Genomic DNA, 21,892 nt, shown 5'->3' on the forward strand with positions numbered 1-21,892 from the left:
GTTACTTGAATTAATTACCAAATGTGTACCTTAAAGTAAATCCACTACGTATGGTAGTTTGTGGAAACGCCGTGGAAATAGCAAACTTTGAGAACGTATGATCGTAATAAAAGATAGCTGTAAACGCCTGGCTCAAGTTATAGTCTGCAGTGAATTTAAGACCATAAATAGTCTGTCCAGCGGTCGCCTGACTGTTATCTAGATCTAGATACCTCACTATAGTAACATTATCTCTAACCGATCCATCCATTCTTAAATTTAAATCACTCTTGATAATCTTACTTCTACCTCCAAAGTTAGATTTAAATCTAAGGTCTTTAATACGATAACCTAATCCCAAAATGAGCTCATTACCATTAATTTCAGTAAGTAAATTATTATCAAAACTTAAAGATATTGCTCTATCTCTTCTTAATTCAGCCGCAACGGACAACGAGTTTTTCATTTCCATATCTATCTTTATCAAAGGACTGAACTGCTCTGCAAGGTTGATATTAAAGAAAAGTCGCTCTGATTTAAAATCACCATTTTGATTCAGAGCATTAGTTCCTACTTGATCTTCATAAGACAGAGCACCGTTACCAGGCACATAATCTAGATTAGTTTGAAATTGATTAATAGTATAACTAGAGCGGTATCCATGATTAATAGAGAACCTACGGAAGTTCTTTTTAAACCATTTTAAATTCATCAACCCAGTATACTTTACAGTCCAGTTAGGTAAAGGAATATTTCTAAAAGCATTAGAATCTTGCTTTTCTACATCTCTACCTTCATATGCAGCAAGAAATGCTGGTAATAACACTTGCTGACTGTTCCTAGAAAAACCTAATGGATACCCATCTGCATCTCGTGTAAAGGCGTTACCTCCATAAAAACTAGTTGCCAGCCTATCTGCCACAGCAAGTCTATTACTTCTAAAAGTATCAAATGTTTCTGAATCTTCAATAGTGCTTTTTTGGAAAGCAGTACCTATCATTAAATTAGTAATGTTGTAATTACCAAAAGTATTTGAAGTAAGCGATTGATAGGTTAAATCATCTTCGTCTACACGATAGTTCTCTGTATAGGTTTCTTGATAAGCACGATTACCTAATATATCTATAGACAGGTCTTTTAACAGATCTACTTTAAAATTAAAGTCTAACTGTCGTGTCTCTACTTCACTATATTGCTGGTTAAAATCTTGGTATAAGGTTAACCATCCACGTCTTGCGGCAAGGTCACGCACCTCTGCCTGACTACCGAATACAAAACCTGAAGTAGGTTTTAATGTCCCAATAAAACCAATATCTGGTGTATAACCTGGTAAGAAAATACCATTGGTTTCTTGATAATTTATTTGAGCACGTTTTACCGATGTAACGACACCTATAAGTGTATTGTATGCTTTATTACCAAAATTCTTCTTTGGGGTCTTGTCCTTCTTATCATTTTGAGCAGCCTCGTTAGGTCTAGGTGTTCTGGATCTTGTTCTAGATCTAGCAGCATTTGCTGTCACACCAAATTTCTTTTTCTCAAGACCTACATATCTGTATAATTTATCTAGATCTAGCGTTCCATTAATGCGATGTGTATTTGCATTTTGAATAGAGTTTCCTAAATCGGGAATGCCATCTAGCTGTGCAAATTGTTGCTGGTTACGAGTCCAGTTAAAGTCAGATGTGTATGTGTAGTTCGCTTTCGCGAAAGCGAGAAAAGGAAATTTATCAAATGGCAATTTATAAGTAAGTTGCATTTGTTGAGAGTGTGAGTTAGGAATACCCTCGTCAAAGAAATCGGTCCATACGGTATAATTCTCATCAATAGTATCATCTTCATTTACATAATCACGTATCAATCGATCACTGTTTGCAGATAAATTTACTTGCAATGATTTAGTTAAATCCCAATTGATCGCATATTGATGATTCATTGTGAAATTGCGATTAGTAAGCGGTGCAATGGTTATATTTTGAGCATCTGGTAGCCCATCACCATTTAAATCTACAGGGTTAGTATCTAATTGTAAATCGCGAAACTTCTGTGTATTGTACTGTCGTAAAACATTTAATCCTGCTGAGAAATTATTAGGCAATGGATTAAAGTTTAAATCTTTTATAAACTTCAAGTAAGTGTTATTTAACCATGCCGCATTCTTAAACGGCTCTAACTCTAATTTAGGAAAAGCATAATTATAAGTACCACCTACATTAACCGATTGATCTTGGAATTTCTCTACTTCAAAATTGCGTTGATCTGTCTGATTGTAAGACCCAGAAAAAGTGAAATTCTCGATATCATAAGGCATCGGTTTTGCATCTCCTGTTCTTTCTTTGCGCACACCTATTAAGTTAATACTTTGTCTACGAGTGTAATCTTCTGACTGTTCTTGAATGGCATCACGCTCTGCATCACTAGTTGCGTTATCTAATCTGGTTTCTAGTTCTATATCTTCAAATTGAGGATCGTATTGCGGTGTAATCGTTTCTTCTCCTATGCTGTAAGAAAAAGGTAGAGAAACACCCCATTTTTGAGGCAGTAACTTACCCAGGCTCACATTAGTTGTTACATCGTACTGAGTAACGTCTTCACGACTTCTTTCTTGAGGACCTTGCTCTATAGCTCCAAAACCTACTGTACTTCTTCTACCAGTTGCGCTCACACTTGCAAAGTCGGCAATGTTTGCATCCATATTCATCACTGCGGCATAACCACCTTGATTTTTAAGACCAGCGAGACGCATTTCATTCACCCATATCTCACCACAAATATTATTAGTAGTTGCGTTGCGCACACCTATCATCATAGCGCGTATATCACCAAAGTTAGGATTACCTTTAATACCGTATTGATGTTGATTCTCTTCTCCAGCACTAGCCGGATCTAAATCTGCCTGATCAAAGAAGTTTAGATCACTAATATTAAGCGTGTTATCACCTAAAACTTGTGCTTTTATGGACTGAAGCAACGATAGATCTATATCAAAATTATTTGCAACCGGCCATATCTCTTCTCTAACATCTGTACCAAAAGCGGTAGGTTTTAACGGCAGTCGTATCTCGTAATAGTTTTGAGTGAAATCAACTCCTATTCTTACAAATGCCTCTAAATCATCATCATCTACAGAAATCTCATTTACTAAAGACTCTGCATGAACAAACATTTTAAGAGATTCATACTGACGCATATCAATTCTAATGTTCTTAAAAACTCCACGCGCATCGCCAGGTTCTAAATCACAAACACTTAATGCTAGTGATTGCTCATTCTGACGTATGTTTTGATTTTGTGTACGCAATTCTTCTCTTTCTACACCAGGTGGCAATCTATAAGGAATAGGTGTACGAGATTCATTATTCTCAATATTAACTCCTTCTACTTCAAATACAGTAGGATCATCTGATGCGATAGGATCTGTATCATCTAGTGACTCTGTATATCTTCTATAATCACCACGCACTAAATCTAAAGAACCAAATCTTAAAAAAGTGTCTACTTCAAAGTCTGACAGATACATTCTCATAAAACGTATAGCTCTAAAATCTGCAATCCCTCCTACTTCTTCTCTATTAGGGTCATTTAAAGGAACTCTAAATTGAACCCATCTCGTGTCAAGTGTATTACCATTAGGTAAAACAGTTTGTACTGTTTTAGTATCAAATATGTAGTCACTAGTGGTTACATCCATACCAGGAAAAATCTCAATATCATATTCATAATAACTATCGATAGTATTCATCGTGTTATCACGGTTAATATCTTCTACATCTGGCAAAGTTGTCGCACCACGATCATCTTGAGTTACGGTAGTAGGTGAGTTTCCTTCAGTACCGTTATAATTCTTATAGCGTGTAAATATATCGCCTGTGGTCGCTAAGAAATATTCATAATTATCTCCAGCAGGATCAAAAGGTCCAAAAGTTGGAAAATCTGTTAATTCCTCATTATCATCATAACCATCTAAACCTATATCTTGATTATCACGCTCTGCCCCATCTGTGTCAAAAGCATAAACTAAAGATTGATTAACAGGGACCTTACCATAAGCGGTATTTGTAGTGAGCAATGTACCACCATCGTTAGGCAATCCATTTTCAAATTGCTTTCTATTATCCTTTAAAATATCTTCAGAAATACTACCTAAATTAATAGAAATAGTACCACCGTTATTAGTCGCATCATATTGAAACGGATCCATGATCCAGAACTGTACATACTCTACATTAGTCTGTTCAAAATCTGTACTAGAAAAAGAACGCATAATTCCACCCCAATTATCTGCAGGATTAGGCAACACATTTGTCCCTGCAGCTAGCGGATTATAATTGTACTGTCCTCTTTCATTAGGATAATATGATAAATCAAGAGTATTTATAACTTGTTGCTGACCTTGTTGCAAATCTACATTTGGGAATATTTCATCAACAAAAACACGTCTAGTTCTATAGTCAGACACATCATCATCTGTGATACCATCAGGTCTTTGATTTCCATAAAAGATAGGATCAATAGAATACCATGCTAATTTTGCACGACTAAAGTTATACTCTAATGGGGTTGCAGTACTACCATTACCTTCAAAGGCCATAGGTGTACTAGCTAGCGACCATGAAAATGGGGTTAAAATATCTATAGAAGTTTGAGAACCTTCAAAATCATCTACATAAGCAGATGCCTCACCTCCAAAATCGTCACCTGCTGGTGACCCTGGAAATAAATAAGCAAATTCACCTCTTAGAGAAAGATTAGAAGCAACATCGGTATCTATATTAGGCAGTTTATTAGCCAGCCTAGTTAAAAAAGGAACTTCCGTATTGTACAAAAAGTTAGCTCCTATAATAGTATTATTGATAGGCTCAAAACCATAAGTAGATTTTTGAGTTATAGGTCGTTCTTTTAAATTTAAAAAAGTACCACCTAAAATAAAATCTTCACTAAATTTATGCTCTACGTTAATTCCTGTAAAACGTTTGGTCTGTTGATTAAAAACAGAATTGTTTTCTGTAGAAACTTGAATAGGCGTATTAGAGTTAAGCAATGCTTGGTCTAGAATAATCACACGACCTAGTTGATAATCTACGGTATAATCGATACCTTCCTGAAGTGTCCTACCACCAGCAGTTACCGTAACACTACCTCTAGGCACATTAAAACCACCTATAGGAATCCCTTCCTGACCAGTTGCTTTGTATTCACCTTTTATTAAGTATTTGTTTTTATCGGCACTTTGTAATGCTTGCGCTTTTGTGGTGCGATACATATCGCGATATACGTACTGTTCTTGATTTGCATTATAGGTAGTCGGATCGTTATAATCTTCAGTACCTGAACCAGTATTCAACTTATCAAATAAATGACTACCAAAAGGTTCTACTGTTGTAAAAATAATCCGACCATTTTCTGGATCGATGGTTATACCTGGTAGGTAATCAAAAAAACCATCACCTGCCGGCTGTGGATCTCCTTGTTGATTCAATCTATCGAGATTAAATACTCGTATTAATGTGGTTTGATCAACATCTCCTGGTAATGGAACAGCAGGATTAGTTAAGGTTCCCTCGGCAGCCGTGATGTAATTTAACTCTGGCGGATATTGATAAAAAATATTTAATTTAAAATCTTCTTGAGTTAATTGAAAACCGCCTAAATTATAGACGTTTTTCATCATTAAATCCCAGATAGGCTGACTAACGTTAGTAAGGTTACTTTTAAGAAGTTTAACAACTAGACTTTGATTATTTACAGCTGGTTGATTAGGATTTGCATTTACCACAACATCTGTAGCTACAACACCGTCATTTGCAAATTCACCGACTTGATATACCTGACCACCTACAGTATATTGAAACGCAACAGCAAGAACTTCGTCATTATTTAAACGCTGTCTTAATGAGATATAACCTAGTTGGGTATTTAAAGTATATTCTTGAGCGGTAAGTTTACGTGCATTTTCCAAGGTCACATAATCAAAACCCTCATTAACCGTAGCACTACCAAAACCTGCTTGAACAGTTGCTATTTCCCTAATTTGAGAATTTAAAATCGTTTGCCCACCACCATTAATTCCTTCTGGATTAAAATCGTTATTTTCATTATCAGGAAAGCTATTTGCAGCTACATTAATAAAACCTCCTGGCTGTGTGCCTAGACCTATATTATCAGGATTTGCCTCTCCTATATCTTGTATTGCGACTAGATTACGTACATCTTGAGTACTATTACCTCTATTTGTAATCCATACTTCAGCACGTGTAATCTGGATGTTATTATTAATGAAAGGATAATTCTCCAAGGAAGTGTCATAATTATCTCTAAAATAATGAGATAAGAAGTAATGCCTATTCTCATCATAATCTAATGAGAAAAAGTCAAAATCATTAATTGTCGCACCACCAGCGGCCTGTACCGTAGTGGATTCTGACTGCTGTTCTGAAAACACAGCAGTTATTCTAGTTTTACCGAATTGCAACTCTGTCTTAATACCAAAAAGGCTTTGAGCCCCACGTATCAATTGAGAGTTAAGCGGCATAGACACGTTACCTACCTCTATACTTTGTAGTATATCATCTTCTGTAGGTGTATAATCTAATTTTATCTGATTTTGAAAGTTAAACGTACTTTGAGTATCATAATTTGCATTTACCTGTAATCTTGTACCGACTTTACCTACCAGACTTAAATTAATACGTTGATTAAAATCAAAGGTTAAATTCTGCCTATTTCTGGGAGAAAAACTAGGATTATCTGACCTATTGAAAAGCAATCCTAAATCCACTTCTACAGACCCTTGTGGATCTACATCGATTTCTGTACCTCCAAAAATGGACGCAAACAACTCAGAATTTACATAAAAATTAGGTAATAAATCTTTTTGCTTTTCTTTATCTTCTTCTGTTCTACCAGCAATGGCTGCAGCTTTTTCCTTAAAATAATTTGACATTTGTTCTTTAAGAACACGGTCTAGATACTGCTCTCTAGTAAGTATAAATGGAAAATCTATGTTATACCCATTAAAACTACTGGAATACACATAGCGATCTAGATTTGCATCATAAGTGTACAGAGTAACTATACTGGGTGGATTAGGTAAACTTAACCTACCTATTCTTGCACCTGTTCTGACAGGATCTTGTGGAGTAGTTGTTGGTTGTTGCGCTTTCGCGAAAGCGAAAACAAATAAAGACAAAAGAAAGACAAAAGCCCTTAGGTTATTATTACTGTATCTCAAATCCTATAATTGTTTAAGTGCTTGTTTTATAAGCTGTTCTGTACTAGCATCTGGCTGACTCGATAGGATTTTATCAACCACTTTTTGTGCTTGTTTACGCATATATCCCAAGGTTTCTAAAGCAGATAACGCTTCATCCCTTCCAGTATTGCTTGCCACGACTGTTAATTGTGGATTATCGAGGACTTGTAGGATTTTATCTTTTAAATCTAAAATTACTCTTTGAGCACCTTTTGCACCTATTCCCTTAACGCTTTGAATAGTTTTCACATCTCCAGATGCAATAGCCTGTGCAATTTGGTTAGGGTCTAAACTAGACAACATTGTTCTAGCCGTATTTGCCCCAATACCAGAAACAGAGAGCAATAATTTAAAAACCTCTCTCTCTGTTTTTTCTATAAAACCGAACAAACGGTGCGCATCTTCTCTAATTAATTGATAAGTAAACAATTTAATTAGTTCTCCTTCTGGAATTAAAGAATAAGTATGAAGGGATATCTCTACTAGATAACCTACTCCACCACAGTCTATAACCACATCGGTCATATTCTTTTCCACCAGTTTTCCTTGAAGTTGCGCAATCATTAATTAACAGTTTTTAAGAACTCAAATGTAATAAATTATAACCTACTAAATTGGGTGGTTACTCTTTCCTATTAGCGTGTTTTTCTTTTTGCTGTGCATCAATAACTGCAACAGCAGTCATATTTACAATTTCATCTACACTTGCTCCTAACTGAAGTATATGAACTGGTTTTTCCATACCCATCATTATAGGACCTATAGAATCGATGTTATTAAGTTCTTTAAGCATCTTATAAGTACTGTTTGCACTTTCTAGGTTAGGAAAAATAAGCGTATTTACTTTTTTACCAGCTAGTTTAGAAAATGGGAACTTGCTTTGCAACAAATCTGCATTGAGTGCAAAATCTGTTTGCAACTCTCCATCTACCACTAAATCTGGATAGTATTGATGTAAATATTTAACGGCCTCTGTAACTTTAGTCGCATGTGGATGTGAAGAAGATCCAAAGTTAGCATAAGAAGTCATCGCTATTACAGGCGATATACCAAACATATTTGCTGTACGCCCAGTCATTTGAGCAATTTTTGCAAGTTCTAATGCATCTGGACTAATATTTATAGAAGTATCTGACACAAATAATGGACCTCTGGCGGTAATCATTAAGTTAGTCGTTGCTATCTTATCTACACCAGGTGCTTTTCCTATAATTTCCATCATAGGTCTTACCGATATAGGATAAGACTGCGCAACACCAGTTATCAACGCATCTGCATCACCCAATTTCACCATCATTGCAGCAAAGTAATTGCGCTGCCTTACAGTTTTACCAGCATCAAATTCTGTGGTTCCTTTTCTTAGTCTCAGTTTCCAAAACTCTTGAGCATATCGATCTCTACGTGCTTTTTCTTCGTCAGACTTTGGGTCTATAATTAAACAAGGCTGATCAAAGCCTATGTCTTCCATAAGCTCCTCAATCATATCGCGACGTCCTAAAAGAATAGGAGTAGCGATACCTTCTTCAAGTACGATTTGTGCAGCTTTAAGAACATCTATATTATCTGCCTCGGCAAATACGACTCTTTTAGGATTAATTCTCGCACGATTAAGTAATAAACGTACCAGCTTATTATCAGACCCCATGCGACTAAGCAATTGTTCTTCATACTTATCCCAGTCTGTAATAGGTTCTTTTGCTACTCCACTTTCCATAGCTGCTCTAGCAACTGCAGGCGGTATAGTAGCTATCAATCTAGGGTCAAATGGTTTAGGGATAATATAATCTTTACCAAAGGCAATTTTCAACTCCCCATAAGCGATATTCACTTGTTCTGGAACAGGCTCTTTTGCTAGTTGAGCTATGGCTTTAGTAGCTGCCATTTTCATCTCTTCATTAATTTTAGTAGCTCTAACATCTAGCGCACCTCTAAAAATGAACGGAAAACCTAAAACATTATTTACTTGGTTAGGATGGTCACTCCTACCAGTAGCCATGATGATATCTTCTCGAGATGCCATAGCGAGATCATAATCGATCTCAGGAGTAGGATTTGCCATGGCAAAAACAATAGGTGAGTCATTCATGGACTTCAACATCTCTCCATCCACAATATTCCCAACAGATAGTCCTAGAAAAACATCTGCATTTTTAAAGGCTTCTCTTAAATCTACTTTAGGCTTATCAGTAGCAAACTGCATTTGCTCTTTCCCTAGATTTGTTCTATCCTTTGTAATAAGACCATCTACATCAAACATCATGATGTTTTCTTTTCTAGCCCCTAGTGTTACATATAAACTAGTACATGAAATCGCTGCACTACCAGCACCAGAGATGACTATTTTCACCTCTTCGATTTTCTTGTCAGCCAGTTCTAATGCGTTTAAAAGCGCTGCACTAGAAATGATAGCCGTTCCATGCTGGTCGTCGTGCATTACAGGAATATCCAGCTCTTCCTTTAATCTTCTTTCTATTTCAAAGGCTTCTGGAGCTTTTATATCTTCCAGATTAATCCCACCAAAGGTAGGTGCGATATTTTTAACCGTTTGAATAAATTCTTCTACATTCTTAGTATCTACCTCTATATCAAAGCAATCAAGATCTGCAAATATTTTAAAAAGCAATCCCTTTCCTTCCATTACAGGTTTAGAAGCTTCTGGACCTATATCGCCCAGCCCTAAAACTGCGGTACCATTAGAAATCACGGCAACTAGATTTCCTTTGGTGGTATATTTGTAAACGTTTGATTTATCCTTTGCAATCTCCAGACACGGCTCTGCCACACCTGGACTGTATGCTAATGATAAATCACGCTGACTGCTATATTTTTTAGTAGGAACTACTTTTATTTTCCCAGGAGTAGGTTTAGCATGATATACTAACGCTTCTCTTCTCTTACTTTCTTCGCTCATAAATCCTTTAGAATAGTATAAAACAAATGTAAGGTTTAATGAAGACTAAGTATTTTTTGTGGGTAAAAAATTATGTGGTTTGTTTCGCTTTCGCGAAAGTGAGAATATTTATAAAATAATCCAAAAAATGAGATCGTATAAGATTAAAGAATAGACTGTTTATTATTATAAAACTGGTTAAGATGAAAGAAATCTGAAGATAGTAAAGCTTGTTTTATGCTGATCCAAAGATGGATTACAGTAAAAATCTATTCATTTTGATATTTTGTTAATTAATGTTTTGATCTAATTATGGTATATATTGTAAGTCAAATCTGCCCTCGGTAACATTTATGATCTCGGTACAGGAGTTAGAATTCGCTTGAAAGTGAAATTTCCCTGAAATGATGTAGTTAACCGTGTCTAATTTTAAAATCTCTATGCTACCAGAATAATTTGTTGATGTGTTAAATCTACAATTCAATCTTTCTGAAAAATATTCTCCCTTAGGAATTGTGTCAGAATTTAATTGATATATGGAATTTTCCATAATGGGAGCACCTATGTTACTTTCACTAATAAACATATTTACATTATCTAAAAATCCATTAGACGTGAGCTGACCTCCGATAAAAAGACCACCATTTTGAAATATGGCTACTTGATTGCTAGTATTCCTAACCACAAATGGCTCACCATTGATTAAGCAACCAAAGGTATTCTCACCAGTAGTTGTCTCTGGTGGCAACTGAGAAACTGGCTCTTGTGGGCTGTCGTCGTCGTTTTTATCGCAAGCTATAAGGCTGCTTATAAGTAGAAGGATCAATATATATTTCATGCTAATTGTTTTTGATTTTATTTTTCTTTTTCGTTTTTTATTGAGTGAAACGCATATCAAATCGTCCTTCACGTATTTGTCTAAGGTTGCCATTACCATCGATTATGTCAAAGAAAAAAGTACCAGAGACGATTTGGGTATTTAAATCAAGACGAGTGATTGTCATCTCACCTGTTTGAATACTATTTGTAAAAAATAAGTCACCGCTCAATCCGTAAATACCAGTAGCATTACCATCAGCTTCTTCAATTAATTGATATGTTTGACCTTGTTCAATTTCCTTAGCATTAGTAGAGAGAGTGAGAGAGAGAAGATTAAAATTTTCATTTCTTTTATTACCTTGTAAACCAAAAAATCTTTCACCATTGATCAGTTGATACACACAATCCAGAGGATTGATCCCACCACTAGGGATAAAAGGTTCACCGTCCAGTAATGCGCCAAAGGTGTTTGCACCAGTCATGGTAGCTGGCGGCAATTGAGAAACCGGTTCTTGTGGACTGTCATCGTCGTTTTTATCGCAGGAAGAAATACTAACCAAGATTGTGATTAAGATCAAGGAGATTCCGCATCTCGCTCGTGCCTCACTCGCACGGTTTGACAAATAATTAAAGAAGTTTTTCATAATCATTGCTTTTGTTTTTTAAAACTAAAGCATTAACTACGTAATAACATTTCTTAAAGGTAAATTAACAAGAGTTTATGGGCTAGAGCAGGATGTGTTTTAAAGATATGTTTTCGCGAAAGCGGAATTACTAAAATCTAATTAACGACTAGACTTCTCTTTAAAAACCAATTGTGCATTCTTGGGTTTTAAGGTAATCAATGGATGGTAATCTATAGTATCGTGAACCGTTTCTATATCAAATCGCTCCAGCATTCTTGCGATGACGAGAATCATCTCAAACATAGCAAAATTGTTACCGACGCACATGCGAGGTCCTGCGCCAAAAGGGAAATAAAAATCTCGGTAACTCTTAGCCTTTTCTTTCTCAAATCGATCTGGATCAAAAGCTTCAGGGTTTTCCCAGAGGTCTTTCCTGCGATGCATCTCGTAGAAAGAAATGAGCCAGATACTTTCCTTTTCCATGAATATGTCTGCGCAAAGATCTTCTTCCAACGCCACACGATCAGTCACATAAGCTGGTGGATACAATCGCAAGGTTTCTTCTACACATTGCTTGATGTACGGCATTGCCATCAATCCTGTCATTAGATCTTCCTTATCTAAGGTTCCTACTTCTTTACTTGCCTTTTTAATAGTTTCTGGATGGTGAGCGAGCAACTGCGCAGCAAAGCTCAACGCATTTGCCGTAGTTTCATGACCAGCGATAAATAGCACGAGAATTTCGTCTATTAATTGATCGTCTTCCATGTGCGATCCATCTTCATAGGTGCTGTGTAACAGCATATCGAGAAGATCTCCAGGCTCATTATCGCTTTTACGTCTATTCTTTATGATAGTTAGTAATAAATCTCGTGCCTCTTCAATTCCTGACAAGGCATGAGGAATACTGTTTTGCCCAGATAACCATTCTCGGTCAAAATACCATTTCATCCATGGGATACGCAATTCTTTAATAAGCATTTTTTGCGCATGTTCTGTGATCTCTTGTAGGCGATTAATCTTCTTATCTAAGTCCTCGATATCTGCCAGATCAAAGAGGCTACGAGCAACCACTTTAAATGCAAGATCGTTAAATATGGAAAACACATCAGTTACCTTATCTAACTCAATACCGTCTAACTCTTCCATGATCACTTGATCCATAGTCTGCATAAGCATCGCTATAGATTTTTTATAAAACGCAGGTTGTATTAACTTTCTGTTGGCCTTCCATTTTTCACCATTTTCAGTAAGTAAACCATGACCTATATATTTTCCTAAATCATCTGTTTGTAAAGATGACTTATGAAAGTTTTTTTGATTTTTTTGAAGTATGTGTTGCGTAATTTTTTCATCACAAGTGAAATGAATCATAAGACCTGGCTTAGGACTTAACTTAAAAGTATTACCGTATTTAGAAAAGTTAGCTCTATGAAATGGTAATGGATCTTTGTAAATCTCTATAGATTTAGATAGAAAAGTAAGCGCCGGTATTTGTTCAATCTCTCTCATATATTATTCAAATAAACCGCCTAAATTATTGGCTTTAACACGTCCCAAATGCTTGTAAGCATTTTCTGTAACTTCCCGACCTCTAGGTGTTCTAATAATAAAGCCTTGTTGTATAAGAAACGGCTCGTAAACCTCTTCTATAGTTTCAGCACTCTCAGAGACCGCAGTGGACAACGTGGTAATACCTACTGGACCACCTTTAAATTTATCAATAATAGTGGTAAGAATCTTATTATCCATTTCATCCAGACCATGAGCGTCTACATTAAGTGCTTCTAGAGCATACTTTGCGATCTTCATATCTATTTTACCATCACCTTTAATTTGCGCAAAATCACGCACCCTACGTAACAAGGCATTTGCGATACGAGGAGTACCGCGACTGCGCCCTGCAATCTCAATAGCTGCATCGTGATCGATAGGCATATTTAAAATTTCGGCACTACGTATTACGATAGTAGATAAAAGCTCTGTAGTATAATATTGTAATCTAGATGCAATACCAAATCTTGCTCGCATAGGAGCAGTAAGAAGACCGGACCTAGTCGTAGCACCTATTAAAGTAAATGGAGCAAGGTTAATTTGTACTGTACGCGCATTAGGACCTGTCTCGATCATGATATCGATCTTATAATCCTCCATCGCACTGTAGAGATACTCTTCTACAATAGGACTTAACCTATGAATCTCGTCAATAAACAGCACATCACGCTCATCAAGATTAGTAAGTAAGCCAGCGAGATCACCAGGTTTATCTAACACAGGACCAGAGGTAACCTTAATACCTACACCCAACTCATTTGCTAGAATATGAGCAAGAGTAGTCTTACCTAATCCCGGAGGTCCATGAAAAAGAGTGTGATCTAACGCTTCTTCACGCCCATTTGCAGCAGCAACAAATATTTTCAAATTTTCCAATACTTGATCTTGCCCTGCAAAATCATCAAAGGATAAAGGACGTAGTGCTCTATCTACATCATGTTCTTCATTAGAAAAATGGCCGCCGTTAGGATCTAGATTTTCGTTCATATCTCAAAGATACTACTCATTGCGCAGCCTTTATTAAAGTAACACTGTTAATTATAGTAATAAAAAGGATGAAGGGATACCGCTTTCGCGAAAGTGGTATAACATAAGCTTAACTTGATTTAATAATAACTTAGCAATACTGAACACTACTAATGTGTATATTGAAATAAAAAAAATGAAACCTACTCAACAAACACCAAACCTAGAAATTAATTTAATAAACGACACTACATGGTCATTAGACAAACAACATCCTGAAAAATATACATTAGTTATATTTTATAGAGGATTACACTGTCCGGTATGTAAAAAACAATTAGAAAACGTTACCAAACATCTGGATGAGTTAGAGGAAAGAGGAATAAACGTTATAGCTGTAAGCATGGACAGCGAGAAAAGAGCTAAAAAGGCAGGGGCCAGCTGGAATGTAGAGAAACTACCTATCGGTTATGGATTAAAGAGAGAAGCAGCTGAACAATGGGGACTATACTTTTCTAAAGGAATAAGCGATAAGGAGCCAGATCTATTTTCAGAACCAGGAATGTTTTTAATAAAAGCAGATGGAACTTTATACTTCTCATCAGTACAAACCATGCCGTTCACAAGGCCAAGAATAGACGCAGTTATTAAAGCTGTAGACTTTGTAGAAGAGAAAAATTACCCTGCTAGAGGTGAAGATTAAATCAAAATAAAATAACTGCAAATAAAAATAGCCGCTCTTAGAGCGGCTATTTTTATTTATAATCTGTAGGAATTAGTGATTCATTTCTTCCTCACCATCTTGCATAGGAATGTGTTGCGGTGCATAATCTTGACCTGCGATTACATACTCACCTTCTTCATTAACTTTACTATAGTCATAAGGCCATCTATAAACAGTAGGAATAGGACCAGCCCAGTTACCGTGAATATGAGTATCTCCAGTAGTCCATTCTAATGTATTAGATTTCCATGGATTAGCAGGAGCTTTCTTACCAAAGAAGATAGATTTAACAAAATTATATACAAAGAATAATTGAGCAAAGGCTGTAGCGACTGCGAAATACGTAATCAACTTATTAGTATCAGCTAAATCATCAAAATACGGGAAGTTAGTATTTGTATAATAACGTCTAGGTAAACCAGCCATACCTACAAAGTGCATTGGGAAAAATACTCCGTACGCACCAATTGCAGTTAACCAGAAGTGTACATAACCTAAGTTTTTATTCATCATGCGGTTAAACATTTTAGGGAACCAGTGGTAAACCCCAGCAAATAAACCATATAATGCAGATATACCCATTACTAAGTGAAAGTGAGCAACTACGAAATATGTATCGTGTACATTAATATCTAGAGTACTATCACCTAATATAATACCTGTAAGACCACCAGTAATAAAAGTAGATACCAAACCTATAGAAAACAACATACCAGGATTCATCTGTAAATTACCTTTCCACAATGTGGTTATGTAATTAAAAGATTTAACCGCTGAAGGTATAGCAATAAGTAAAGTTGTGAATGTAAATACAGAACCTAAGAAAGGATTCATACCAGATACAAACATGTGGTGACCCCATACGATAGTAGAAAGGAATGCAATAGCAAGAATAGATGCTATCATCGCTCTATAACCAAAAATAGGTTTACGTGAATTAGTTGCAATAATTTCAGAAGTAATACCTAATGCTGGAAGCAATACAATATAAACCTCTGGGTGACCTAAGAACCAGAAAAGGTGCTCAAACAATACGGGAGAACCACCTTGATGCGCAAGAACTTCACCTTTAATATAAATATCTGATAAGAAGAAAGAAGTACCAAAACTTCTATCCATTATAAGCAGTAACGCAGCGGCAAATAAAACTGGAAATGAAACAACACCAATAATAGCAGTAACGAAAAATGCCCAAATAGTCAAAGGAAGACGCGTCATAGACATTCCCTTTGTTCTTAAATTTATAACAGTTACAATATAGTTAAGAGAACCCAAAAGAGAAGATGCAATGAAAATGGCCATAGAAACTAACCATAAAGTCATACCTAAACCAGATCCACCCATAGCCTCAGGTAGCGCACTTAATGGAGGATAAATAGTCCAACCAGCAGCAGCAGGCCCTAATTCTACAAAAAGAGAACCTATCATAATAGCAGCCGAAAGGAAAAACAACCAATAAGAAACCATATTCATAAATCCAGATGCCATATCTCGGGCACCGATTTGCAATGGAATCAAGAAGTTAGAGAACGTACCACTTAGACCAGCAGTAAGTACAAAAAATACCATTATAGTACCGTGTATAGTAACTAAAGCAAGATACATATTAGGATCCATCACTCCATCAGGAGCCCACTTACCTAACAATGCTTCAAATACCATATTTGGCTCACCTGGATTAGCCAGTTGTAATCTCATTAACACAGACATCGCGATACCTATCGCACCCATGATAAGACCAGTAATAAGATATTGCTTAGCAATCATCTTATGATCTGTAGAGAAAATATATTTAGTTACAAAAGTTTGCTTATGATGGTGGTGTTCTTCATCATGTCCCTGATCTGCAGTAACAGCTATTGATTGTGCCATATTTCTAGTTTTCAGCGTTAGCTAAAGTTTTTTCAAAAGTTTGTTGTGTTTCTAACCACTCATTGTAGTCTTCTTCACTTTCTACAACGATCTTCATTTGCATGTTGTAATGAGAAGCTCCACAAATTTTATTACAAAGAAGGTAGTATTCAAATTCATATGGATCTAAAGCCACATCACCTTCAGCTACTAACTCCTTACTTTTTTGTCGTCTAATTTCATTAATCTTACGAACTTTTTCAGTCATAAATTCAGTCGACTTATAATCTTCAGAAGTAACTGAAGGAGTGAATTTAAACTGAGTTACCATTCCTGGCACCACATTCATTTGAGCTCTAAAATGAGGCATATAAGCTGAATGTAAAACATCCTGACTTCTGAATTTGAAAATAACAGGTCTGTTAACAGGTAAATGTAATTCAGAACCTACTTTGTCATCCATACCGTCCTTATCCGTAGGATCAATACCGATAACATTTTGACCTTCGATGAAACGTACATTTGCATCTCCTAGAGTATTATCTGCACCACTGTATCTTACTTTCCAACCGAATTGATAAGCATATACTTCCACTATTAATGGATCATCATCAGTGTTTGCATCCATGATATCATTCCAAGAGAATAATCCCCAAAGAATTAAACCAGCTAATACAACAACTGGAATCGCTGTCCAAATAAACTCAAGTCTATCGTTATCTGCATAGAACAAAGCCTTTTGACCTTTTCTACCGTGATATTTATATGAGAAAAAGTGAAGTAGACCTTGCGTTAAAACTTGTACAACCATAATAACCACGGTTGTTAGAAGTAATAAGTTATCATAATCTGCTCCATGTGCAGATGCTGCATCAGGAAGGAAATAATCTTGATACCCTACGAAACATGCAATCATCATGATGTACATGGCTATTACAAAAACAAGCATCATTTGACCTTGACGTTTATTATCAGAGTCGTTTGCTACTTCCGCTGCTTCAACATCGTGTTCAGGAGATTTACCTAAATTAACGATTTTAGATATTTGCCATACAGAGATCGCAAAAAGGGCTGCTATAAATATGATTAGAAATGCTGTCATTACAGTTGTTTTCTATGGGTTTTAATAATGGAAATGTTTACTCTCTCCTACATAAGGATCACCTTTAACTAATAAAGGAGCTTTTGATATCGTATGGAATACATAAAAGATAAATAGACCAGCAAAAAATAAGAACGAACCTATTTCCGGGAAACCTATGAACCAAGATTCACCTACCGTAGAAGGCATAACCATAACATAAATATCTAAATAGTGACCTACAATTATAAACAAACCAGCAGTTACTACGAACCAGTTGATACGTTTAAAGTCAGAATTCATAAGAATCAATAATGGGAACAAGAAGTTGATAGCAACCATACCGAAGAATACAATATTATAATCTTCTATACGAGTAACAAAGTAAGTTACTTCTTCAGGAATATTAGAATACCAAATCAACATAAATTGTGAGAACCATAAATACGTCCAAAAGATACTAATACCAAACATGAATTTAGCTAAATCATGAATATGAGAATCATTTACAAATTCTAAGTAACCTTTAGATTTTAAGAAAATTGTAACCAGAGCAATCGCAGTAATAGCAGATACAAACATACTTGCAAATACATACCAACCGAATAAAGTTGAGAACCAGTGAGGATCAAAACTCATAATCCAGTCCCAAGACATGATAGATTCAGTTACGATGAAAAACACCAAGAACATAGCACTGTGCTTAAAGCCTTTTTTATACCAAGCAATGTCACCATCCTCAGCTTCATCCTGCTTTAAACCAAATTTTCTAATGTTCCAACGATAAATATTCCAACCTACAAGAAAAGCACCAGCTCTAAATAACCAGAAAGGAACATTCAAGAAGCCTGTTTTTCCTGCAACAATTGCATCATAATTCTCATGACCTACAACATCTACACCTTCATTCATCCATATAAAAATATGGTTAGCACCTAATCCAGTAGCTAAAAGAAGAAGAAACATTATAATACCACCTGGCAAAATATAACTACTAACACCTTCCATTACCCTGAATAGTACTGGTGACCAACCTGCTTGTGCTGCCTTTTGAACTGCATGAAAAGCAAGAGCACCTAATCCTATCATAAAGAAGAAGAAAGCTGCTACATAAACAGCTGACCACGGTCTATTTTTTAGTTGATGATAAACATGCTCTGCATGCTCATCTTCATGACTAACACCATGAGCAGATTCTCCATGATGCTCTCCCGAAACGGAAGTCTCATGACTTGCATCACCATGAGATACAGTTGCAACATCATGATGTTCGTTACTGTCTACAGCATGCCCACCTCCGTGCGCTGCTTCCTTTGCAAGCATTTCTTTAACTGCATCTTGAGAAGCTGGTACTTGCCAAAATCCTACCGCAGTTAGCAGTGCTCCTAAAATAATAAGAGAGAATGCTACAATCTTTAATTTGCTTGTTACCTTATACATATTTACAATATCTACTAGGGCTTAATGCCCTTCAGTTGTTGGTTCATTTTCTGTAGCGTGATCATCAACACTATGAGTCTCCTCGTCGTGGTGTACATCCATCATCGCCGTTTCATCTTCATTAGAAACCTCGGTAACAAACTCCTTACGAGCCTGACCTTTCAAATCTCTAGTTAAAGCATCTACATGATGAGCTATTTGCCATCTCTCTTCTATAGAAGTTTGAGCAGCATAAGAACCCATGTAATTTATACCGTAATACATAACATGATAAATAGAACCTTGTGAAATATCACGAGCATCATAACTAGGTACACCTAATATCTTTTCAGATTTAACTAGAGTACCTTGACCATCACCTTTTTTACCGTGACATATAGCACAGTAAATTCCAAAAAGAGCCTCACCATTAGTTAAATTAGCTTCAGTATATGGAAGAGGATTTTTTAAGTTCGCTTTCGCGGAAGCGTAACCATCATTAGTATCATCATAATCATATGGCATCCACCCTCTAGAAACCGTACCTTCAACAGGTAATTGAGCTTCTACATTTCCAGGAAATATCTCTCCTTCTTGATAAGCCTCATAACCTGCGGACTCATACATATTAGGGAAATACTGAACACTTCTATTTGAATCAGTTGCTGTCGACTTATCATCTCCTCCGCAGGAAACAACAAGAATTGAAGCAAATGCAAACAAGAACGTTTTTACAGATCTATTCATTAGTGCGCTTCTTTGTCAATTAATTTTATCTCTACTGCACCAGTGTCATAAAGAAACTTTGTCGCTTCTTCAACATCAGCACCATGTGTATCAATTTCCATAAGGAAATGATCATCAGTCGTTCTTACATCAGGATTTTCAGCTTTTTTAAATGGCCACAATCTACTTCTCATATAAAAAGTAATAACCATTAAGTGGGCTGCAAAAAATACTGTTAACTCAAACATGATAGGTACAAAAGCTGGCAAGTTTTCTAAATACGAAAAACTAGGCTTACCACCTATATTCTGTGGCCAGTCTTCTATCATTATATAATTCATCATAGCAGTTGCTACACACAAACCTACTATTCCATATAAGAAAGCATTAATCGCAAGGCGAGTATCTGCAATTCCCATAGCTTTTTCTAGACCATGCACCGGGAACGGTGTGAATATTTCATCAATATGGTAATGCTTATCTCTAACTTGTTTTACCGCTTGCAGTAAAACATCATCGTCAGTATATAAAGCGTGTATAATTTTTGTTGACATAATATCTTAGTTCTACTCGCCTGGGTGAGCGATAGGATCTCCTGAAGAAGCTCCTGCGTTAGACGTCATTTTATTTTCTCTTAAAGTCTTGTACTTACTTCCACTAGCTTTAAGTATAGATTTCACTTCTGCTTGTGCTATTACTGGGAATGTTCTAGAGTACAATAAGAAAAGTACAAAGAAGAATCCAATGGTACCTATAAAGATACCTATATCCACAAACGTAGGAGAGAACATTGTCCATGAAGATGGTAGGTAATCTCTATGTAAAGAAGTTACAATAATAACAAAACGCTCAAACCACATCCCTATGTTTACCACAATCGAAATAGCAAAAGAGAACATAATACTAGTTCTTAATTTCTTGAACCACATGAACTGAGGAGAGAATACATTACAAGTCATCATAGCCCAATAAGCCCACCAGTAAGGACCAGTAGCCCTATTCAAGAATGCATATTGTTCATACTCAACACCTGAGTACCAAGCAACGAATAATTCAGTAATATAAGCGACACCAACTATAGAACCAGTAATCATAATTACTATGTTCATTAATTCAATATGTTGAAGAGTAATATAATTCTCTAAATGACATACTTTTCTCATAATAATAAGAAGAGTATTTACCATTGCAAAACCAGAGAAGATCGCTCCAGCAACAAAGTAAGGAGGGAAAATTGTTGTATGCCATCCAGGTATTACTGATGTTGCAAAGTCAAAAGATACAATAGTGTGAACTGAAAGTACTAATGGAGTTGCTAGACCTGCAAGAACTAAAGATACCTCTTCAAAACGTTGCCAGTCTTTTGCACGACCAGACCAACCAAAAGAAAGTATTCCGTATATCTTCTTATTAAAAGGTGTTATAGCTCTATCACGAATCATTGCAAAATCAGGAAGCAAACCAGTCCACCAAAATACTAATGATACAGATAAGTAAGTTGAAATTGCAAATACATCCCAAAGTAATGGCGAGTTAAAGTTAACCCATAAAGAACCAAATTGATTAGGAATAGGTAATACCCAATAAGCTAACCATGGACGTCCCATGTGAATAATAGGGAATAAACCTGCTTGAATTACAGAGAAGATAGTCATCGCCTCTGCAGAGCGGTTAATAGCCATTCTCCATTTCTGGCGAAATAATAAAAGTACTGCAGAAATTAATGTTCCTGCGTGACCGATTCCTACCCACCATACAAAGTTGGTAATATCCCAAGCCCATCCTATGGTCTTGTTCAATCCCCATACTCCAATACCAGTAGAGATCGTATAAGTAATACATCCTAATCCATAAAGAAATGCAATAAGAGCGATTGTAAACACAATCCACCATTGCTTATTTGCAACACCTTCTACTGGTGCTGCGATATCCCTTGTTACATCAGAATATGTTTTATCTCCTGTAACGAGAGGTCTTCTTATGGACGCTTCATAATGAGCCATAA

14 protein-coding genes are annotated in these 21,892 nt (G+C 36.1%); 1 reads left to right on the forward strand and 13 read right to left on the reverse strand.

Annotated features, from left to right (window positions below; all coding sequences use genetic code 11):
• Positions 1–10 precede the first annotated feature (10 nt).
• The 7 genes from sprA to ruvB all read right to left on the reverse strand — a co-directional run bounded on the left by sprA (position 11) and on the right by ruvB (position 14,107).
• Complete coding sequence (gene sprA / locus ACJJVJ_RS08645) at positions 11–7,168, reverse strand: cell surface protein SprA (RefSeq protein ID WP_405369895.1); 7,158 nt, start codon at positions 7,166–7,168, stop codon at positions 11–13.
• A gap of 45 nt (positions 7,169–7,213) precedes the next feature.
• Entirely contained in the window at positions 7,214–7,795 is a 582-nt protein-coding gene (gene ruvA, locus ACJJVJ_RS08650) for a Holliday junction branch migration protein RuvA (RefSeq protein ID WP_104514489.1), read from the reverse strand.
• Positions 7,796–7,853: 58 nt separating this feature from the next.
• Positions 7,854–10,142, reverse strand: coding sequence for an NADP-dependent malic enzyme (locus ACJJVJ_RS08655; protein ID WP_405369896.1), 2,289 nt, complete (start codon positions 10,140–10,142; stop codon positions 7,854–7,856).
• A gap of 289 nt (positions 10,143–10,431) precedes the next feature.
• Complete coding sequence (locus tag ACJJVJ_RS08660; RefSeq protein ID WP_405369897.1) at positions 10,432–10,959, reverse strand: DUF6252 family protein; 528 nt, start codon at positions 10,957–10,959, stop codon at positions 10,432–10,434.
• A 37-nt stretch (positions 10,960–10,996) separates the two neighbouring features.
• Complete coding sequence (locus tag ACJJVJ_RS08665) at positions 10,997–11,500, reverse strand: hypothetical protein (protein ID WP_405369898.1); 504 nt, start codon at positions 11,498–11,500, stop codon at positions 10,997–10,999.
• 225 nt (positions 11,501–11,725) lie between these two features.
• The gene (locus tag ACJJVJ_RS08670) at positions 11,726–13,078 is read right to left on the reverse strand and encodes a cytochrome P450 (protein WP_405369899.1); all 1,353 of its coding nucleotides are present in this window, start codon (positions 13,076–13,078) and stop codon (positions 11,726–11,728) included.
• Between the two features lie 3 nt (positions 13,079–13,081).
• Positions 13,082–14,107, reverse strand: coding sequence for a Holliday junction branch migration DNA helicase RuvB (gene ruvB, locus ACJJVJ_RS08675; protein ID WP_104514486.1), 1,026 nt, complete (start codon positions 14,105–14,107; stop codon positions 13,082–13,084).
• Between the two features lie 175 nt (positions 14,108–14,282).
• Here ruvB and ACJJVJ_RS08680 point away from each other — a divergent pair, with 175 nt between their 5' ends.
• On the forward strand, positions 14,283–14,789 hold the full coding sequence (locus ACJJVJ_RS08680) for a peroxiredoxin-like family protein (RefSeq protein ID WP_405369900.1): 507 nt from the start codon (positions 14,283–14,285) through the stop codon (positions 14,787–14,789).
• 72 nt (positions 14,790–14,861) lie between these two features.
• Here the strand turns inward: ACJJVJ_RS08680 and ACJJVJ_RS08685 are convergent, their stop codons facing one another.
• Genes ACJJVJ_RS08685 through nrfD form a run of 6 tightly spaced genes read right to left on the reverse strand, consistent with a single transcriptional unit; the run spans position 14,862 to position 21,890 of the window.
• Complete coding sequence (locus ACJJVJ_RS08685; RefSeq protein WP_104514484.1) at positions 14,862–16,682, reverse strand: cbb3-type cytochrome c oxidase subunit I; 1,821 nt, start codon at positions 16,680–16,682, stop codon at positions 14,862–14,864.
• 4 nt (positions 16,683–16,686) lie between these two features.
• Positions 16,687–17,763: a cytochrome c oxidase subunit II gene (locus tag ACJJVJ_RS08690; RefSeq protein ID WP_104514483.1), complete on the reverse strand. Its 1,077-nt coding sequence runs from the start codon at positions 17,761–17,763 to the stop codon at positions 16,687–16,689.
• A 21-nt stretch (positions 17,764–17,784) separates the two neighbouring features.
• On the reverse strand, positions 17,785–19,182 hold the full coding sequence (locus ACJJVJ_RS08695) for a quinol:cytochrome C oxidoreductase (RefSeq protein ID WP_405369901.1): 1,398 nt from the start codon (positions 19,180–19,182) through the stop codon (positions 17,785–17,787).
• A gap of 21 nt (positions 19,183–19,203) precedes the next feature.
• Positions 19,204–19,908, reverse strand: coding sequence for a c-type cytochrome (locus ACJJVJ_RS08700; protein ID WP_405369902.1), 705 nt, complete (start codon positions 19,906–19,908; stop codon positions 19,204–19,206).
• On the reverse strand, positions 19,908–20,441 hold the full coding sequence (locus tag ACJJVJ_RS08705) for a DUF3341 domain-containing protein (RefSeq protein WP_104514480.1): 534 nt from the start codon (positions 20,439–20,441) through the stop codon (positions 19,908–19,910). The genes ACJJVJ_RS08700 and ACJJVJ_RS08705 overlap by 1 nt, the downstream gene beginning before the upstream one ends.
• A gap of 12 nt (positions 20,442–20,453) precedes the next feature.
• Positions 20,454–21,890 (reverse strand): NrfD/PsrC family molybdoenzyme membrane anchor subunit, encoded by a 1,437-nt coding sequence (gene nrfD / locus ACJJVJ_RS08710; protein WP_405369903.1) that lies wholly within the window; start codon positions 21,888–21,890, stop codon positions 20,454–20,456.
• Between the last annotated feature and the right edge of the window lie 2 nt (positions 21,891–21,892).

The sequence above is a fragment of the Nonlabens sp. Asnod2-A12 genome (genome assembly GCF_045063745.1).
Lineage (GTDB): Bacteria > Bacteroidota > Bacteroidia > Flavobacteriales > Flavobacteriaceae > Nonlabens > Nonlabens xylanidelens.